This is a genomic window from Prevotella sp. oral taxon 475, assembly GCF_018127805.1.
In the GTDB taxonomy this organism is placed as follows: domain Bacteria; phylum Bacteroidota; class Bacteroidia; order Bacteroidales; family Bacteroidaceae; genus Prevotella.
Genome location: NZ_CP072334.1, coordinates 831865 through 849625 on the forward strand (window position 1 = coordinate 831865; position 17761 = coordinate 849625).

Genomic DNA, 17761 nt, shown 5'->3' on the forward strand with positions numbered 1-17761 from the left:
CCGCTGGGTGCCAGGGGAGCTTTCTGAACTGTTCAGAACGACCGCTGGGTGTCAGGGAAGCTTTCTGAAATGTTCAGAACGGCCGCTGGGTGCCAGGGAGGCTTTCTGAAATGTTCAGAACGGCCGCTGGGTGCCAGGGAAGCTTCTGAAATGTTCAGAACGGCCGCTGGGTGCCAGGGAAGCTTTCTGAAATGTTCAGAACGGCCGCTGGGTGTCAGGGAAGCTTTCTGAAATGTTCAGAACCTCCGCTGGGTGCCAGGGAAGCTTTCTGAAATGTTCAGAACGATCGTGGAGATCTGTGGATGATTTTCTGCAGCGGGGAGATGGTTTTCTCAATTCGTCGACTGAAAAACGTCGTCGCAGAGCTGTGTCATCCTACTATATACAAGGTGGGCTCCTTCGGCGGCGAGCGCACTGTTAGGCAGCGGACCGCTATTGACGGCTACGGTGAAGATGCGCGCAGCCACGCCGGCACGAACGCCCATGGGGGCATTCTCGACGACGACGGCCTGCCAGGGTTGCAGCCCGCCGGCTTTCTGCAACCCGACGAGATAGGGGTCGGGGGCAGGCTTTCCGCGGGCGACGTCGTAGGCGGTTACGATTTTGTCTTCGGTGAGGAAGTTGTGAAAATCGTCCAGGAGCCGGCGGAAGAGCGGTCGCTGCCCGCTGCCGGTGACGACGAGGATTTGTAGTCCGGCGGCTTTAAGCTTTTCCATCAGTTCCAAAACACCCTCCATGATGGGGGCGGGGGGGAGCAGGGCGAAGAGGCGAGCTTTCTCGTCGTACATCGCCTGCGCCTCGGCCTCGGTGATGTCGCGACCTTGCTGCTCGCGCACCATCAGGCGGATGGTTTCAACGCCGCGCATGCCTTCGGTGGCGTAGACGTCGGCCTCGGTCATCTTCAGGCCGAACGTGGCCATCGCCTCCTGCCAGCAACGGGCGTGGTGGGGCATGGAGTGGTAGATCACGCCGTCCATGTCGAAGAGTACGGCTCGGGGGCAGAAAGCATCGAAGCCTTCGTGGTGCAGGTAGGTCTGGATGGCCTTTTCTGCGTAGGGAGGAAAGAGAGGGGGCATGGTCGTTTGCTTGTAAAAAGAGGATGAATAAAAATCCCCCTCCCGGGTGTACGGAGGGGGAGACGATAGAAGGGAGGGAGGTTAGCCCAGTCGCTCTTTGATGGCTCGACTCTCGGCTTCGTAACCGGGTTTGTCGAGCAGGGCGAACATATTTTTCTTGTAGGCTTCGACACCGGGCTGATTGAACGGATTCACGCCCAGGAGATTGCCGCTGATGCCACAGCCGATTTCGAAGAAGTAGATGAGCTGACCGAGGTAGTAGGCGTTGAGCTCGGGCAGGGAGATGCGGATGTTGGGCACGCCACCATCTACATGGGCCAGTAGAGTGCCCAGTTCGGCCATCTTGTTCACCTCGTCGACACGCTTCCCGGCAAGGAAGTTCAGTCCGTCGAGATTTTCCTCGTCGTTGGGGAAGAGTAGCTCCCGGTTGGGCTTTTCTACGCTGATGACGGTCTCGAAGATGCTGCGCTCGCCTTCTTGAATCCACTGTCCCATGGAGTGGAGGTCGGTGGTGAAATCGCACGAGGCAGGGAAGATGCCTTTGTGCTCTTTGCCCTCGCTCTCGCCGTAGAGCTGCTTCCACCACTCGGCGATGAAGTGCAGCTTGGGCTGATAGTTCACCATGATCTCGATTTTCTTGCCCGCCTGCGTGTATAGGGCGTTGCGCACGGCTGCATACTGTGCGGCGATGTTCTGCTCGAAGGGCACGTCGGGGGCGGTGGCTTTTTCCATGTCAACGGCTCCTTGCACCAGGGATCTGATGTCGAATCCGGCACAGGCAATGGGCAATAGTCCTACGGGGGTGAGCACGGAGAATCGGCCACCTACGTTGTCGGGAATGACAAAGGTCTGGTAGCCTTCTTTGTCGGCCGCTGCACGGGCTGCGCCACGGTTGGCATCGGTGATGGCTACGATGACCTCGCGTGCTTCTTCTTTGCCGCGTTGTGCTTCGCATTGCTTCTTGAGCAGACGGAAAGCGAGCGCAGTCTCGGTGGTGGTGCCCGACTTGGAGATGTTGATCACGCCGAAACGCTTGCCTTTGAGATACTCGGAGAGTTCGGAAAGATAGTCCTCACCGATGTTGTTGCCCGCAAAGACAATGGTGGGATTTTTCTTGTCGGCCACGAGCCACGCGAAAGAATTCCCCAAGGCCTCGATGATGGCACGCGCTCCGAGGTAGCTTCCGCCGATGCCGGCTACGACCACGACGTCGCACTTGGCACGCAGGGTGTTGGCTACGGTTTGCACCTCATCAAGGAATTGGGCTGTGATGGAGCTGGGCAGATGCAACCAACCCAGGAAGTCGTTGCCCGGACAGGTTCCGCTTTCTAACGATGTTTGCGCCGTTTTTACTTGCGCTTCATACGCCTTTACCGCACCCTCGTTCAAAAATGAGGCTGCTTTGCTGATGTCTAAACTGATATTCTTCATTTGCTTGTGTTGTTGTGTGTAATCCTAACTATAAATCCTGAATGATAAAGTCCGAGGAGATTATCTGAAACTATCTGTGAGAAGCTTGATTTCCACCTGTGGTGAGATGCGCTCGTACAGGATGTTGTAAACGGCATCGAGGATAGGCATGTTGACGTGCAGATGCCGATTGATACCCTTCATACACTTCGTGCCGTAATATCCTTCGGCAATCATCTCCATTTCTATTTGCGCGCTTTTAACGCTGTAACCTTTGCCAATCATCGTTCCGAATGTACGGTTGCGCGAGAAGTTGGAATAGCCTGTTACAAGTAGATCGCCTAAGTAGACGCTGTCGTAGACGCTACGTTCCAACGGATGGGCCACTGAGAGGAAACGCGACATCTCTTGCACGGCATTAGACAGTAGCACGGCTTGGAAATTGTCGCCATACTTCAATCCACTGCAAATGCCGGCGGCAATGGCGTAGACATTCTTCAAGACAGAGGCGTATTCGATGCCCACAACATCCTGACTGGTTTTGGTTTTGATAAACTCGCTGCTCAGAATCTCGGTGAATGCTTGCGCCTTTTCTTGGTCGGAACAACCGATGGTGAGATATGACAACCGCTCGAGTGCCACCTCTTCGGCATGAGATGGACCGCCGATGCAGGCGATGTTATCGTAAGGCACATCGTACACTTGATGGAAGAATTCAGAGCAGATGAGGTTTTCGTCGGAAACAAGTCCCTTTATCGCTGTGATGATGAACTTGTCGTGCAGCCGTGTCTTGAGTTTCCGTAGGTGGTTTTGCAGATAAGGAGACGGAGTGACAAACACCAGTGTGTCGTAGTTGGCTGCAATCTTGTTGATATCGCTCGAAAAAAAGATTTCATCAATGTTGAAATGCACACTCATCAGATAAGCCGGATTGTGGCCTAATCGTTTGAAATCGTCTATCCGGTCGTCGCGGCGCATATACCAACCGATGTGATGCGTGTGCCGCACCACGATCTTGGCAATGGCTGTAGCCCAGCTACCACCTCCAACAATGGCTATTTTACCGCAATTGAACATCTTTTTGGGATGAGGGATGAATGTTTGAATGAGGGGAAATCCTCAAAGATCAATTCTCTATTTCATTCGCCTTGTCAATCCAAGCTTGGAAATCTTCTACTTTCGGATTGTTGTAACCTAGTTTATACTTCTTGTTCACACCGCAGACATCCATTTGTAATTTCTGCGCTTTCACTTCGCGAATATCTGAAACGAGATGATAGCCTGCTTTGTTCAGTACCGGGACCCACTCTTCCTGCACACCCAGTGCTGCCCATTCGGCTACCGTGCTTTTAGGAATCTTCTTTTCAGGGCGCATCTGTGGGAAGAAAAGCACCTCTTGAATCGTGGTCTGCCCCGTCATCAGCATCACCAAACGATCAATGCCAATGCCGATACCCGACGTGGGTGGCATACCGTATTGCAGTGCGCGGAGGAAATCTTGGTCGATCACCATCGCCTCATCATCGCCTTTATCAGCGAGCTTCATTTGGTCGACGAATCGTTCTTCCTGGTCAATGGGATCGTTTAGTTCCGAATAAGCATTTGCCAATTCTTTGCCGTTCACCATTAGTTCAAAGCGTTCTGTCAGTCCGGGTTTTGAGCGATGCATCTTTGTGAGCGGACTCATTTCCACAGGATAATCTATAATAAAGGTGGGTTGGATGAATTGTCCCTCGCAGAATTCTCCAAAAATCTCATCAATGAGTTTACCTTTGCCCATCGTCTCGTCAATCTCCAGCTCCAGCTTACGGCATACGTCGCGAATCTCTTCTTCCGTCTTTCCGTTGAGATCATATCCCGTTTTCTTTTTGATGGCTTCGAGAATGGGCAACCGCCGATAAGGAGCTTTGAAGCTGATGGTCTGCCCGTTGATCACCGTTTCCGGTTTACCGTTCACTGCTGTGCAGATGGTTTCGAGTAGTTGCTCGGTGAAAGCCATCATCCAGTTGTAGTCTTTATATTGTACATAAAGCTCTACGCAGGTAAATTCGGGATTGTGTGTGCGGTCCATGCCCTCGTTGCGGAAGTTCTTACCGATTTCATATACGCCCTCGAAGCCACCCACAATGAGTCGCTTCAGGTATAATTCCGTAGCGATGCGCATATACATATCCGTGTTGAGCGCATTAAAATGGGTGATGAATGGACGAGCCGAAGCACCACCGGCGATGTTTTGCAGCGTAGGCGTTTCCACTTCGGTATATCCGGCTTCGTCCAACACCTGCCGCATGGTTCGCAGCACGATGGCACGTTTAAGGAACGTGTCTTTCACGCCCTCGTTCACTACGAGGTCTACATATCGTTGGCGATAGCGTAGTTCAGGATCGTCGAACTTATCATAAGCCACGCCGTCTTTATACTTTACGATGGGCAGCGGTTTCAAACTCTTACTCAATACCGTTAGTTCGCGGGCGTGAACCGAAATCTCTCCCGTCTGTGTGCGGAACACGAATCCGCGCACACCGATGAAGTCACCGATGTCGAGCAGCCGCTTGAACACGGTGTTGTAGAGTTCCTTCTCTTGGCCGGGGCAGATGTCGTCGCGGGTGATGTACACCTGAATACGTCCTCGCGAGTCTTGCAGTTCCACAAAACTGGCTTTCCCCATCACGCGTCTGCTCATCATTCGTCCGGCGATACATACTTCGTGTTCTTCGCCATCTTTAAAGTTATTTTTTATATCGGAAGAAAAAGCATTGGTGGGATATTCTGCGGCGGGGTAGGGATCGATGCCCATATTGCGCAGTTCTTGCAGGCTTTGTCGTCTCACAATCTCCTGCTCGCTCAGTTCTAATATGTTCATATCAGTGGAAATATATAATCTTTTATGCTTGCAAAAGTATAAAAAAAAGGTGAAAGCGCGACAACCTGTCAGCATCTTTTCACCTTTTCTATTCTTTCTCAATGAGTGTTCTTTCCGTCTTCCTATGCCTTCTTTACAAACTCTGTAAAGTCCGACCAACTTTCCGGTTGAAACAAATCTTTGTTGAACCGTCGTCTTAAGGGTGTACTACACCTGGGCAGATAGATTTCAGTCTTCCCACGGCGAGTAGCCGGATAGCGTTTGCTCGACGGTCTCTTCTTCGTCTTCTTCAAAAAATCCGGGTTTAGCCAGCCCTTCGTTCTCGCCTACGGAGTGCGAACTAACGACGAATTGTGCGATATTTTCGTCGGTCATCAACTGAACAACCTTTATGCCGGGGGTGATATATCTCTGTTTCATAGCTTACTACTTTTCTATTTACTACTCTATTACTTACTACTTTTTCCTACTTTTATTCCTCTTTCTCCTTACTCCCTTACTACTTTCTTGCCATTAACAATGTAGATGCCTCGGCCAGGATTCTTCACTCGGCGGCCTTGCAAGTCGTAAATGATGTCTTCGCGCGGCTGAACGGAAGGACGAACATCGCGAATGCCGGTAGTCTCTGCTTCTTCTCGGGCAGCATCGAAGTCGATGATGAGTCCTTTAGCGGGTGCAACAGCGTCGGGTAAACGCAGACCGGCGCGATGCGGTTGCAGTTTGATGGAAGCACCTTTACGCGTACCTTGTTTATAAAAGCCGATGCCTTCGTCGCCATTGGCCAATACATAATATTTATGTCCGGCCGAGGAGAACTCCTGTTCTATAGCCGTACCAACGAGCCAATTGCCTGCCACGCTTTCCTCTGTGCCTGTCACGTTCGCTTGATATACCACTGTACTGTTAGGAGTTCCTTGCAAGATAAACCCTGTTTGCTTGGGGATAATTTTTCCTGCGGTGAATGCAGTCACGTTGGCTTGGTCGGGAATGAATTTACTTCCACTGGGGGTAATACCCGTAATGATATACGCTGTGCAGCCTGCCGGAATAAGGAAGTTCTCGTTCTCCAAGTAATAGGAAGTGTAGCCGGTGGAACCGATTTTCAGCTCTTCACGGAGCTTATCGCCGTAAGCAGACCACTTTATTGAAGCCTTATAAGCAAAGATTCGGTCTGTGGGGACATGCAATTTCAGAGTAGATTGAATACCAAAAGATTCTTCTCCAATTTCAAAAGGCATCTGGTGAGGTATGATGACTTTGTCTGCTATATTGAAAACTCTATTACCAAGTTTCTCTAAGCTGAGAGGAATAGACAGATTATTCAGCGGAAGTCCCTGGTTGTTAATTTTTTCACCACTGAAAGCTCCTGAACCTATGATTCGTATCGTAGGGGGTAGAACAGAAAAATCGTTAATATAGGCTGTCGGATCAGGTCTGTCATTATAATAAGGGAAGCAACTTTCCCCTATTTCTTCTATCTTGGTTTGGGCAAACCCATGTACACGTTGCAGAGTAGAACAATAAGTGGCAACACGATTTTCCATCTTTGTAACGTTAGGAGATAACCATAATTCTTCAGGATAAGCTTTCCATAAAAAGTCTAGGGGTAATACTTTTACATTTTGTGGAGTGTGAAAATGTTTTATGGTTGTGTATGTTATTACATTTGTTCCTGTTTTCTGAATGCTTTCAGGAAAGGTGAGAGCGGTTAACGTTGTACCAGAGAAAGCCCAAGCATCAAGATAGGTTACGGCATAGTTTTTCCCGTTATAAGTAACATTTGATGGAACATTGATGGAAATTCCTTGCTGGTATTTGAATGGATTACTTGGAGGTCTTGTAACTGCCACCTCGTCTACAGAAGCATCATAAGACTTTTGTGTCATTGTTTTTAGAACTCGATACCAAAGACCATCTTTTTGGAAATAAGTTTCTTGCGCTGTAGCAGAAACGGCTGTTAAGAAAAATAGCAATAGGGGGAATAATTTCTTCATCTCTCATTCATATTTAGTTGGCTGAAAATCATTATTATTTCTCTTTTCTATGCTGTAATAAAAGGGCACAAAAAGAGAAGCAAAGGGAACTCCTGCGAGCCCTTTGCTGATAAGGAACACACGCTCTTTGCGCGCGCGTAGGAAAAAGTGAAAAAGTGTTGCGCTACCAATAGGTGCGCATACTGTGTGTGTGTGTGTGTGTGTGTGTGTGTAAGGTAGTCATTTTCTCGGAGACTACCAAACACTCGGCGTTAAAAGATGCAGAAAAGTTTTCGCCTTTCTGTCCCGTTACACCTTTATAATATATGCACACGTTTGTCATTATGGGTGCAAAGTTATAGAAAATCTTTTTCCCAGGCAAATCTCCTGGCCATTATCTGCCGCCGAGTTTTTATTCTTGTTTCGGGGTTTCATCCTTCATGAGATCTTCTCCCCAATGCATTCGGGCCTCGCGCTCTTCGCGTTCTTTAATTTCGGTAGCCTTTTGGGGATAGAATATCATGCGGAGCGACTGGTTGTAATTGACGTAATTCCACATCCAGTTGAGCAAAACCACCGCTTTATTGCGAACACCGAGGATGGAGCGCAGGTGAACCACGAGCCACATCAGCCATGCCCAAAAGCCCTTCAGCCGGATATGGGCAAATTCGGCCACAGCTTTGTTGCGGCCAACGGTGGCCATTGTGCCGAGATTTTTGTAGCGGAAAGGCTTCAGGTCTTTGCCTTTGAGCAGGCGACGGAAGTTCTTAGCCAGGTTATTGCCTTGCTGAATGGCCACCTGTGCCAGCTGCGGATGACCGCCGGGATAGGCCTCGTCGCCCTCGACGATACATTGGTCGCCGATGGAGAACACGTCTTCCATGCCTTGCACCCGATTGAACGTATCTACCCGGATGCGTCGTCCGCGTCCCAGATGCTCTGTGCCGAGATGGCCCACAGCCTGTGCTGCGACGCCGCTCACCCAGATAAAGGTGCGTGTAGAGATAGAAGAGCCGTCGGCCAGCAGCACTTTATGCCCCTCGTAGTCCTCTACCCGTTTATTGAGCAGGATGTTAACGCCCATCTCGCGCAGGTATTTCTCTACGGCCGCAGAAGATTCTGGCGACATGGCAGCCAGCAAACGGTTGCCCGCCTCGATGAGATAGATATTCATTAGCGAAGGGTCGAGGTCGGGATAATCGTGGGGCAGGATGGTGCGTTTCATCTCCGAGAGCACGCCGGCAATCTCTACACCAGTAGCTCCGCCGCCCACGATCACGACGTTGAGCAGTTCTTGTTGTTCTTGTTGAGTGGAACAAGTGATAGCCCGTTCGATGTTGGCGAGGATAGCGTTTTGCAATCCCATGGCCTCGTCTACGGTTTTCATCGGCATGGCCTTACGTTCCACGTTCCGATTGCCAAAGAAATTGGTCGTGGTTCCTGCTGCCAGCACCAGATAGTCGTACTCCACCTTACCGATGGAGGTCTGTATGAGTTTCTTCTCGGGAAAGATGGCCCGCAGTTCGGCCATCCGGAAGTAGAAGTTCTTGCGGTGTTGGAAGTTTCGACGGAAAGGGAAGGAGATAGAACTGGCCTCCATTCCGGCCGATGCCACCTGATAGATGAGCGGCGGAAACTGATGATAATTGTTCTTATCGATCAGAATGACCTGATAGGGAGTGCCTTTCAGTCCGTTGGCCAGTTGCAAACCGCCGAAGCCTCCGCCCACGATCACAATACGTTTGGTGTTATCCTTTTTGATGTTCAAACTCATACGTTCGGTGTGTTAGTGATGAATATCCCATTGAATGCACTGCAAAAGTACTCCTTTCTCTGGTTAAACCGCGGAGTAGAGCCTCTTTTTCTTCTCCTCTTTTATAAGGATTCTTCTGAGCAGGGTGAGAGTTGAATGTGCAGAATGCCGCCAAAGGGGGCGAGATGTTCAAAAGCATGTTGTGTAGAAAACAGTCCTGCGTAGATGCCTGCACAGAGAAGCACGCCGCCATGGGAAAAAATGGCCACGCGTCGGAAAGGTTGTTGTCGCAGGTGGTCGAGAAAAGCCGTCACGCGCGCATAGAATTGTGGAAAGCCTTCGCCGTTGGTGGTGCTCACGTTCATGTAGTCGGCATACCAGCGTTGCAGATTTTCGTCGTCGATGTCTTCGAATCGGCGCATCTCCCAGTCGCCCATGTGCATCTCTTTGAGACGATGGTCGACGATGGGATGCGTGTATCCGCAGAACGCGGCCAATCTACGAGCGCGCGTCAGCGGCGAGGAGAACACCGCGTCGAAGGGCCCTTGCGGGGCGAGTTCTTGCTGTGTCTGGGCGGCTTCTTGAGGAAAAGTGTCGCATAGCGGGACGTCTGTCCAACCATAACAAGTGCCCGGTGGAACGTCTACACGGGTGTGACGAACGAGAAAAATGTCCATAGGATTTTTAAAGTTGATGAGTTGATAAGTGAACGAGTGGACAAGGAGGTTGGTTACCTCGTCAACTGAATGACTAATCCCAAATAGATGCTCAGTTCTACCAGCAAAAAGGCTGCTCCGCAGCAGTCGCCCGTGTAGCCTTTCAGTCGGCGAGCGAGCAAGACATACAGCGAAAACAGCACCACGCAAGGCGCAGCCAGCAATACATCCCAGCGCAGAAGAGGGCCTGCCGGATGGAAGATGACCACGTAGACCAGCGGAAACAGCGGGAGTATGGCCTGCAACAAAAGCAAGCAACCTGCCCAAGGGCTGAACCTTCGGTAAAGAACCTGCGCCTTCGACTGCTCTTCGCTGCGAGCATAGGGCAACAACTGTGTGAGCAATCCTGCCGTCATCTTGGCAAAAGGGTCGGCCCCGAGAACGGCCAAGGCGGCATAGAACGGGCCGAGTGCATAGAGCGCAGCAAAGAGCAGTGCCGCATAGGCCACGAGAGCAAGCACGCCATAGGTGCCGATATGCGAGTCTTTCATGATAGTGAGGATGCGATGCCGGTCGCTACCGCCACCTCCCAGACCGTCGAAGAGGTCGGCCAGGCCGTCTTCATGCAGTGCTCCCGTGAGAATGACCCTACTGATGAGAGCCAGGATGAGCGCAATGTAGAACGGAAAGACCGCCGTTCCTGCCCAGATGACGGTCGCTGTGACACCGCCCGTCAGCCAACCGGCCAGCGGCCAGTATTCTACCACCGACTCGTAGGCCTCTTTCCGTGGCTGATGGAGCCGCCAAAAAGGCAGACGAGTAAAGAAAATGAGAGCCGCCCACGGGCGATCGTACCATTTAGAAGTATTGATCGATATTTGCATCTTTGAAGTTATTCATTTCGTTGATCATTCTTACCGCACTTTCGATGATGGGATAGGCACACAAAGCCCCCGTTCCTTCGCCCAGGCGTAGCCCCAATTGCAGGATGGGACGCGCCTTCATGAGTTGCAACAGCTGCTTATGGCCGCTCTCGTCGCCGCAATGCCCAAAGACGGCATAGCCCAAAACGGCCGGCTCGAGCCTACTGGCTGCCAGCATGCAGGCCGACATAATAAAGCCGTCTACCAAGACCAGCATTCGCCGTTGGGCTGCTTGCAGCATCGCTCCCACGGCTGCCACCATCTCAAAACCGCCGAAATAGCGAATCACGGTCTCTGTATCTACCGGACCGGGACTGGTGGCGAGAAAACGATCTAAGGCCTGTTGCAAGACGTTGCGTTTGTGGTTCATACCCTCGGAGTTCAGTCCGGCTCCGCTTCCTACGCATGCCGATAGCGGCAGATGCCCTAAAAGACACATCCAAAGGCTCGAGGCCGACGTGTTGCCGATGCCCATTTCGCCGATGCAAAGCACGTTGCTGCCCTTGGCATGACAGCTATCGGCGAGCTCTGCGCCGGTTTTCATGGCCCGAACAAACTGTTCTTGGCTCATGGCCGGGCCATAGAGGAAGTTGTTGGTGCCTCGTGCGATTTTGCGATCGAGGATAGGGTAGGGTGAGAGGTCGTAGTCCACGCCCATATCCACCAAAGTCAGGTCGAAGTGGTGTTGCCGACAGAAGACGTTGACGCCGCCTCCGCCACGCGTGAAGTTCACCATCTGCTGCCATGTCACGGCTCTTGGCGATACGCTCACCCCCTCGCGTTCGATGCCATGGTCGGCTCCCAAGAGCAGATGGCAGGGATGACGGAGTGTGGGCGAGAGCGTTTGTTGGATCCGACAGATGTCGAAAGCCAAGTCTTCGAGCATCCCCAGCGAACCCTTGGGTTTGTTGAGATAATCTATTTTTTCGCGAATGGGCTTGCCGGGATCAGTAATTGGGGCAATGGAAAAGCGTTGCATCGTGGATGTAGAAATTCGTTTTGCGAAGGGAAGATCGAGAGATGGTTCCCGTTTTTTAGAGTGAGCGGTGTAGCTCGGTTGAGAGGGGCATTTCCAAAAGCTTAGCTTTCGGCTTGCATTTTCTTAGCTTTTGCACGCCGTTTTCTTAGCTTTTAGGATGCGAAAGCTAAGCTTTTGCAGGCAACCTGGTAAGCGTCTGATTTTCAACAGGCAGCAAGGGCCGCTTCAAAGTTCCCTTTTGAGAGGATGAAAAGCGGGCAGACCGTATGCCTGCCGGGCTTCCGTCTGCGGAAAAAGCTATTTGATTTTGACGGGAATGCCGCTCACCATGAGGATCACTTCGTCGGCTTTCGAGGCTACATATTGGTTCATCCAGCCCTCTAAATCGGTGAATCGTCGTTGAAGCGCATGACTGCTCACGCCTCCGCTGCCGATTTCGTTGGTCACAAAGATGAACGTAGCCTCCTGAGCGGTGAACTGATCGAACTCCGCCTGCAAGGCCTGCAAGGTGGAATCCACATCGGGCAGTTCGTCTTCTTTGAGGTCGGGATTGTAGAAAAAATTGGTGCACCAGAGCGTAATGCAGTCGATCACCGCCACCTTATTATATATATAGTGCCGACTCAGATATTTTTCCTCCTCGATATTGGTCCAACACGGGCCGCGTCTGAGCCGATGTCGGGCAATGCGCTGGCAGAATTCCTCGTCCCAAGCATGTGCCGTGGCCATATAGATAGGGTGGGGCGATAGCTGTAGAGCTAGCTTTTCGGCATACTGACTCTTGCCCGAGCGTTGCCCGCCGGTAATCAAAATGATTCTCTTCATGGTGCGAAGTTACGAAAAATGGGTAGAGGTGGCCTTGTCAACGTGAGAGAAATGCGATTGGGAGCGTTAAAAAGGATAGAAAAATGTGCCTTTTTAGTCTTTTTGTGTTCAAAGCACTCATATTTTGATAAAAACATTTGGCACTTATGAGTTTTTTCTTTTCCTTTGCAGCGATTTAAGCAGAGATGACATATTATAGTTTATATCATTAATAACAAGAAAAGAATGAAAAGGTTATTTACTTTCTTTGCAGCTGCCGCTTTGGCAGTTTCTGTATCTGCACAGACAGTTACAGGCAGCAAAACTTTCGACAATTTCTACATTGGCATCAATGGTGGCGTAGCTACGATGACCACCGGTTACAGCTGGATGAAGAACCTCAATCCCAACGCAGGTCTGCGTATCGGTCGTAACTTCACGCCGGTGTTCGGCTTCGCAGTTGAGAGCAATGCCTATTTCTCTAACAAACCGGGCATTTCTACCGGTACGGTGGTGAGATTACTCAACACTTCTGCTCTGGGAACCATCAACCTCAGCAACTGGTTCGGCGGTTATAAAGGTCAGCCCCGTTGCTTTGAAATCATCGGTTTGTATGGTTTCGGTTGGGAACGCTCTTTCAACGCTTACAAAGCAGAGAATCTCAACGCCTTGACCTCTAAGGTAGCACTCGACTTTGCCTTCAACTTCGGCTCGGACAAGCAGTGGCAGTTCTACGTAGAACCGGCCATCGTGTACAATCTGAACAACGATGGTTACGACGGACTCTCGTATAACATCAACCGTTCTTTCGTTCAGCTGAACGCAGGTCTGGTTTACAAGTTCAAGAACTCTAACGGTTCGCACAACTTTACCATCGCACAGGTGCGCGATCAGGCCGAAATCGACGGGCTCAACGCACAAATCAACAACCTGCGCAGCGACCTCAACGGTAAGGATGCCCAGCTTTCGGAGAAAGATCGCCAGATTGCCGACCTGCAAAAGGCTCTTGACGACTGCAACAAAAGGCCCAAAACGGTGGTGAAGAACATCAAGTCGGAAACCGTTACCAACCTCCAACCTACTGTATTGTTCCGTCAGGGCAAGGCCGTTATCGATCCCGCACAGTATGCTCCGCTGGAACTGATCGCTTCTTATATGAAGAATCATCCCGAGGCTAAAGTGGAAATCCGCGGCTATGCTTCGCCCGAGGGTAGCGCAGAGATCAACCAAAAACTCTCTAACGCACGTGCAGAGGCTGTGAAAACGGCACTGGTGAAGAAATACAAGATTGCTGCCAGCCGCTTGACTACCAAGGGTATGGGCGTGACGGACACCTTGTTCGAGGAAGTTTCGTTCAACCGCGTGGCAACGTTCAACGACAGCTCTAAAGCAGAATAAATCCATTTAAAGTTTTTAGTTACTAGGATTTTATAGTGGTCTCGACATTCTTCGGAGTGTCGAGACTTTTTGTTATGTATGCGGAGAAAGGGGAATCGGGAGGAGAAGCGTTCGTCTTTCCGGCGAAAACTCGCTAACTTTGCAGGCATGTCGGGGCGTCTGCGGAAGGTAGAAGGCGGATGTTTCGCCGTTGGATTCACTCGCAGCCGGCACGACAGATGCACCAAAAAGACTGAAAGAAAATGGAGAGACACAACAAAATAGGAAGGTATGAGTTCTTGGTAGAACCGTTCCACTGCGACTTTTCGAACCGCATTTTCATGGGGCATTTGGGCAATCATCTGCTCAACGCGGCCGACTTCCACTCTAACGAGCGTGGCTTCGGTATGCATTTTCTCAATGGCATCCGCAAAACCTGGGTGCTCTCGCGTCTGGCGATCGAGGTGAACGAAATGCCTGTGGCCTATACCCGGCTCTCGGTAGAGACGTGGGTGGATAGCGTGATGCGCTTTTTCACTCAACGCAACTTTAAAATTTCAGACCACGAGACGGGCAAAATCTATGGCTACGGACGCAGCGTCTGGGCGATGATCGACACCGAAACGCGCCAGCCGGCCGACATTTTGGCGATCAAAGAAGGTTCCATCGCGGAGTATGTAGATAAGGAAACGATTTGTCCTATTGCTGCTTCGTCGCGCGTAAGAATGAGCGACGAGGGCCAATGGGCGGGGAAGGTAGAGACGCACTACAGCGATGTGGACGTTAATGGGCACATCAATAGCGTGAAATATGTGGAGCATCTGCTCGATTTGATGCCCGAAGCGTGGCACCGCACACACTGCATCGGTCGCATCGACGTGGCTTATGTAGCCGAAAGTCATTTCGGCGATGTGCTCAACTATTATTGCGAGACGACGGGCGAGGGCAAAACAGCTTATCGCATCATGAAGCAACGAGGCGAAGAGCCTCCCCTCGAAGCGTGTAGGGTGGAAATAACGACGGTCAAGCCTCACCTTTGAGGGAGCTTGAGGCGGGAGAGGACCGGAAATTCGCGGTTTTTTCGTAATTTTGCATCCCTGCGAACGATGATCAGAAATAGAAACAAAACAACGCAAATATGGAATTAGCAAGTAAGTATGACCCGAAGGAAGTGGAGTCGAAATGGTATCAATACTGGATTGACAACAAACTTTTTGCCAGCCAACCCGACGATAGAGAACCTTATACGGTGGTGATTCCGCCGCCCAACGTCACCGGAGTGCTGCACATGGGCCACATGCTGAACAATACGATACAGGACATCCTGGTGCGCCGAGCCCGAATGGAAGGCAAAAACGCGTGCTGGGTGCCGGGAACAGACCATGCCTCGATTGCCACGGAAGCAAAGGTGGTGGCCAAATTGGCCGAGCAGGGCGTGAAGAAAACCGACCTGAGCCGCGACGAATTTCTTCGTCATGCCTGGGACTGGACGCACGAACACGGCGGCATCATTCTCAAACAACTGCGCCGACTGGGAGCTTCGTGCGACTGGGATCGGACGGCTTTCACAATGGACGAAGAACGGTCGGCCAGCGTCATACAGGTGTTTTGCGATCTCTACGACAAGGGATTGATCTACCGCGGCGTGCGAATGGTAAACTGGGACCCGCAGGCACAGACGGCGCTCTCGGACGAAGAGGTGGTCTATAAAGACGAACATTCTAAGCTTTATTACCTCCGCTATCGGGTGGTGGAGGAGCCCGGGCGTTATGCTATCGTAGCTACCACGCGTCCCGAAACCATCATGGGCGACACGGCGATGTGCATCAACCCCAATGATGAGAAGAATACGTGGCTCAAGGGCAAACATGTGATTGTGCCGTTGGTGGGCCGGGAGATTCCGGTGATTGAAGATGAGTATGTGGATGTGGAGTTCGGGACGGGCTGTCTGAAGGTGACACCGGCACACGACATCAACGACCACAACTTAGGACTCAAACATGGGCTCGAGACTATCGATATTTTCAACGACGACGGAACTCTCTCTCCTGCCGCAGAACTGTATGTTGGGATGGACAGAATGGACGTTCGCCGACAGATTGCCATCGACTTGGAGAAGGCTCAGCTGATGGAAAAGGTGGAGGACTACGACAATAAGGTGGGCTATTCTGAACGAACCCACGTGCCTATCGAGCCCAAGCTCTCCACCCAATGGTTCCTTCGGATGCAGCATTTCGCCGACTTGGCCCTGCAACCTGTCATGGACGACGACATCCGTTTCTATCCCCAGAAATACAAAAACACCTATCGCCACTGGCTGGAGAATATCAAAGACTGGTGCATCTCGCGCCAACTGTGGTGGGGACATCGTATTCCGGCCTATTATTTCACCGTCGACGGCAAGCGCGAATGCGTCGTGGCACGCTCTGAAGAGGAGGCTCTCGAAAAGGCTAAAAAGGTGCTACCGACACTCGAAAAGGCTGATCTCGAACAGGATGAAGACTGCCTCGACACGTGGTTCTCTTCTTGGCTCTGGCCCATCTCCGTGTTCGACGGCATCCGGAAGCCCGACAACGAGGAAATCAACTATTATTATCCCACGAGCGACTTGGTGACTGGGCCCGACATTATCTTCTTCTGGGTGGCCCGAATGATTATGGCCGGCTATGAATATCGCGGACAAATGCCTTTCCGGAATGTGTATTTCACGGGCATTGTGCGCGACAAACTGGGGCGGAAGATGTCGAAATCGCTCGGTAATTCGCCCGATCCTCTCGAGCTCATCGACCGATACGGAGCCGACGGCGTTCGCATGGGGATGATGCTTTCGGCACCGGCTGGCAACGATATTCTCTTCGATGAGGCCCTTTGCGAGCAAGGGCGCAACTTCAACAACAAGATTTGGAACGCCTTCCGATTGGTGAAGGGGTGGCAGACGGCCGACATCGAGCAGCCTGCGGCCAACGCAACGGCCGTGAGATGGTTTGAGGCCAAACTGCGGGAGACGAACCTGGAGGTGGCCCATCTTTTCTCGAAATATCGTATCTCAGAAGCCCTCATGGCTATCTATCGGCTCTTCTGGGACGAGTTCTCCAGCTGGTATCTCGAGATGGTGAAGCCTGTCTACGGCTCGCCTATCGACTGTGCCACGCTCAACGCTACGCTCCGCTTCTTCGAAACGCTGCTCAAACTGCTCCATCCCTTTATGCCTTTCATCACCGAAGAACTGTGGCAGCACCTCGTTAGTAGGGAAACGGGCGCCTCGATCATGCGCGAGCAGCAGGAGATTGCCGCCCCCTCTGAAGCCGATAGACAACTGAACGCCGACATCGAGAGCGTGAAGCAGATCGTCTCCTCTGTGCGCACCGTTCGCAATCAGAAGAATATTCCGCCCAAAGAGCCGCTCGTGCTCTGTGCCATCGGTCAGAATCGTTTTGCGGATTATGATGATGTGATGATGAAAATGGCCAATCTCGAGCGCATCGATGTATGCCAAGAGAAGCCCGCTGACACGGCACAGTTCATGGTTGCGACGGACGAATACGCCGTTCCCGTGGGTCGTCTCATCGATGTCGAGGCCGAGATCGCTAAGCAGGAGTCACAGTTGGCCCATCTCGAAGGATTCTTGGCCGGTATCAAGAAAAAACTCTCCAACGAGCGTTTTGTGGCCAACGCCCCCGAGGCCGTTGTGGCCCTGGAGCGCAAAAAACAGAATGACTCGGAGGAAAAAATCGCTGCACTCAAGCTCTCGCTCCTCGAATTGAGAAAGAAAAAATAGCAAAATCGCATTTCGCCCATGACCGATGGCTCGAAATAAGAAAAGACAGGGCCTCGTTCATGGGCGATGAACAAAATGAGTCTTCCAAGTAGTTGGAAGGCTCGAAAATGAAAAAAACGGAGCTTCCAAGTAGTTGGAAGGCTCAAAAATGAGAAAAACAAAGCTTCCA

General features: G+C 51.5%; 14 protein-coding genes. 3 read left to right on the plus strand and 11 right to left on the minus strand.

Annotation, left to right across the window (positions count from 1 at the left end; all coding sequences use genetic code 11):
- Positions 1 to 332: 332 nt before the first annotated feature.
- The 11 genes from J5A66_RS03210 to J5A66_RS03260 all read right to left on the minus strand — a co-directional run bounded on the left by J5A66_RS03210 (position 333) and on the right by J5A66_RS03260 (position 12458).
- A complete protein-coding gene (locus tag J5A66_RS03210; protein ID WP_211791013.1) occupies positions 333 to 1076 on the minus strand; it encodes an HAD family phosphatase in 744 nt (247 codons plus the stop codon).
- An 81-nt stretch (positions 1077 to 1157) separates the two neighbouring features.
- Positions 1158 to 2507, minus strand: coding sequence for a glucose-6-phosphate isomerase (locus J5A66_RS03215; protein ID WP_211791014.1), 1350 nt, complete (start codon positions 2505 to 2507; stop codon positions 1158 to 1160).
- A gap of 60 nt (positions 2508 to 2567) precedes the next feature.
- Positions 2568 to 3563: an NAD(P)H-dependent glycerol-3-phosphate dehydrogenase gene (locus tag J5A66_RS03220; protein ID WP_211791015.1), complete on the minus strand. Its 996-nt coding sequence runs from the start codon at positions 3561 to 3563 to the stop codon at positions 2568 to 2570.
- Positions 3564 to 3612: 49 nt separating this feature from the next.
- A complete protein-coding gene (gene lysS, locus J5A66_RS03225; RefSeq protein ID WP_211791016.1) occupies positions 3613 to 5349 on the minus strand; it encodes a lysine--tRNA ligase in 1737 nt (578 codons plus the stop codon).
- Between the two features lie 228 nt (positions 5350 to 5577).
- Entirely contained in the window at positions 5578 to 5769 is a 192-nt protein-coding gene (locus tag J5A66_RS03230; protein WP_211791017.1) for a hypothetical protein, read from the minus strand.
- Positions 5770 to 5837: 68 nt separating this feature from the next.
- Positions 5838 to 7343, minus strand: a complete 1506-nt coding sequence (locus J5A66_RS03235; RefSeq protein ID WP_211791018.1) for a leucine-rich repeat protein — start codon at positions 7341 to 7343, stop codon at positions 5838 to 5840.
- Positions 7344 to 7734: 391 nt separating this feature from the next.
- Positions 7735 to 9096, minus strand: a complete 1362-nt coding sequence (locus J5A66_RS03240) for an NAD(P)/FAD-dependent oxidoreductase (RefSeq protein ID WP_211791019.1) — start codon at positions 9094 to 9096, stop codon at positions 7735 to 7737.
- A gap of 101 nt (positions 9097 to 9197) precedes the next feature.
- The gene (cobC, locus tag J5A66_RS03245; protein ID WP_211791020.1) at positions 9198 to 9752 is read right to left on the minus strand and encodes an alpha-ribazole phosphatase; all 555 of its coding nucleotides are present in this window, start codon (positions 9750 to 9752) and stop codon (positions 9198 to 9200) included.
- 53 nt (positions 9753 to 9805) lie between these two features.
- On the minus strand, positions 9806 to 10615 hold the full coding sequence (locus tag J5A66_RS03250; protein ID WP_211791021.1) for an adenosylcobinamide-GDP ribazoletransferase: 810 nt from the start codon (positions 10613 to 10615) through the stop codon (positions 9806 to 9808).
- Positions 10590 to 11633 (minus strand): nicotinate-nucleotide--dimethylbenzimidazole phosphoribosyltransferase, encoded by a 1044-nt coding sequence (cobT, locus tag J5A66_RS03255; RefSeq protein ID WP_211791022.1) that lies wholly within the window; start codon positions 11631 to 11633, stop codon positions 10590 to 10592. The genes J5A66_RS03250 and cobT overlap by 26 nt, the downstream gene beginning before the upstream one ends.
- Positions 11634 to 11930: 297 nt before the next feature.
- Positions 11931 to 12458, minus strand: coding sequence for a bifunctional adenosylcobinamide kinase/adenosylcobinamide-phosphate guanylyltransferase (locus J5A66_RS03260; RefSeq protein WP_211791023.1), 528 nt, complete (start codon positions 12456 to 12458; stop codon positions 11931 to 11933).
- Positions 12459 to 12683: 225 nt separating this feature from the next.
- Here J5A66_RS03260 and J5A66_RS03265 point away from each other — a divergent pair, with 225 nt between their 5' ends.
- The 3 genes from J5A66_RS03265 (at position 12684) to J5A66_RS03275 (ending at position 17592) form a co-directional block, all read left to right on the plus strand.
- Positions 12684 to 13835, plus strand: a complete 1152-nt coding sequence (locus J5A66_RS03265) for an OmpA family protein (protein ID WP_211791024.1) — start codon at positions 12684 to 12686, stop codon at positions 13833 to 13835.
- 242 nt (positions 13836 to 14077) lie between these two features.
- The gene (locus J5A66_RS03270) at positions 14078 to 14854 is read left to right on the plus strand and encodes an acyl-[acyl-carrier-protein] thioesterase (RefSeq protein WP_211791025.1); all 777 of its coding nucleotides are present in this window, start codon (positions 14078 to 14080) and stop codon (positions 14852 to 14854) included.
- Between the two features lie 98 nt (positions 14855 to 14952).
- Positions 14953 to 17592, plus strand: coding sequence for a valine--tRNA ligase (locus J5A66_RS03275; protein ID WP_211791026.1), 2640 nt, complete (start codon positions 14953 to 14955; stop codon positions 17590 to 17592).
- The last annotated feature ends 169 nt before the right edge of the window (positions 17593 to 17761 follow it).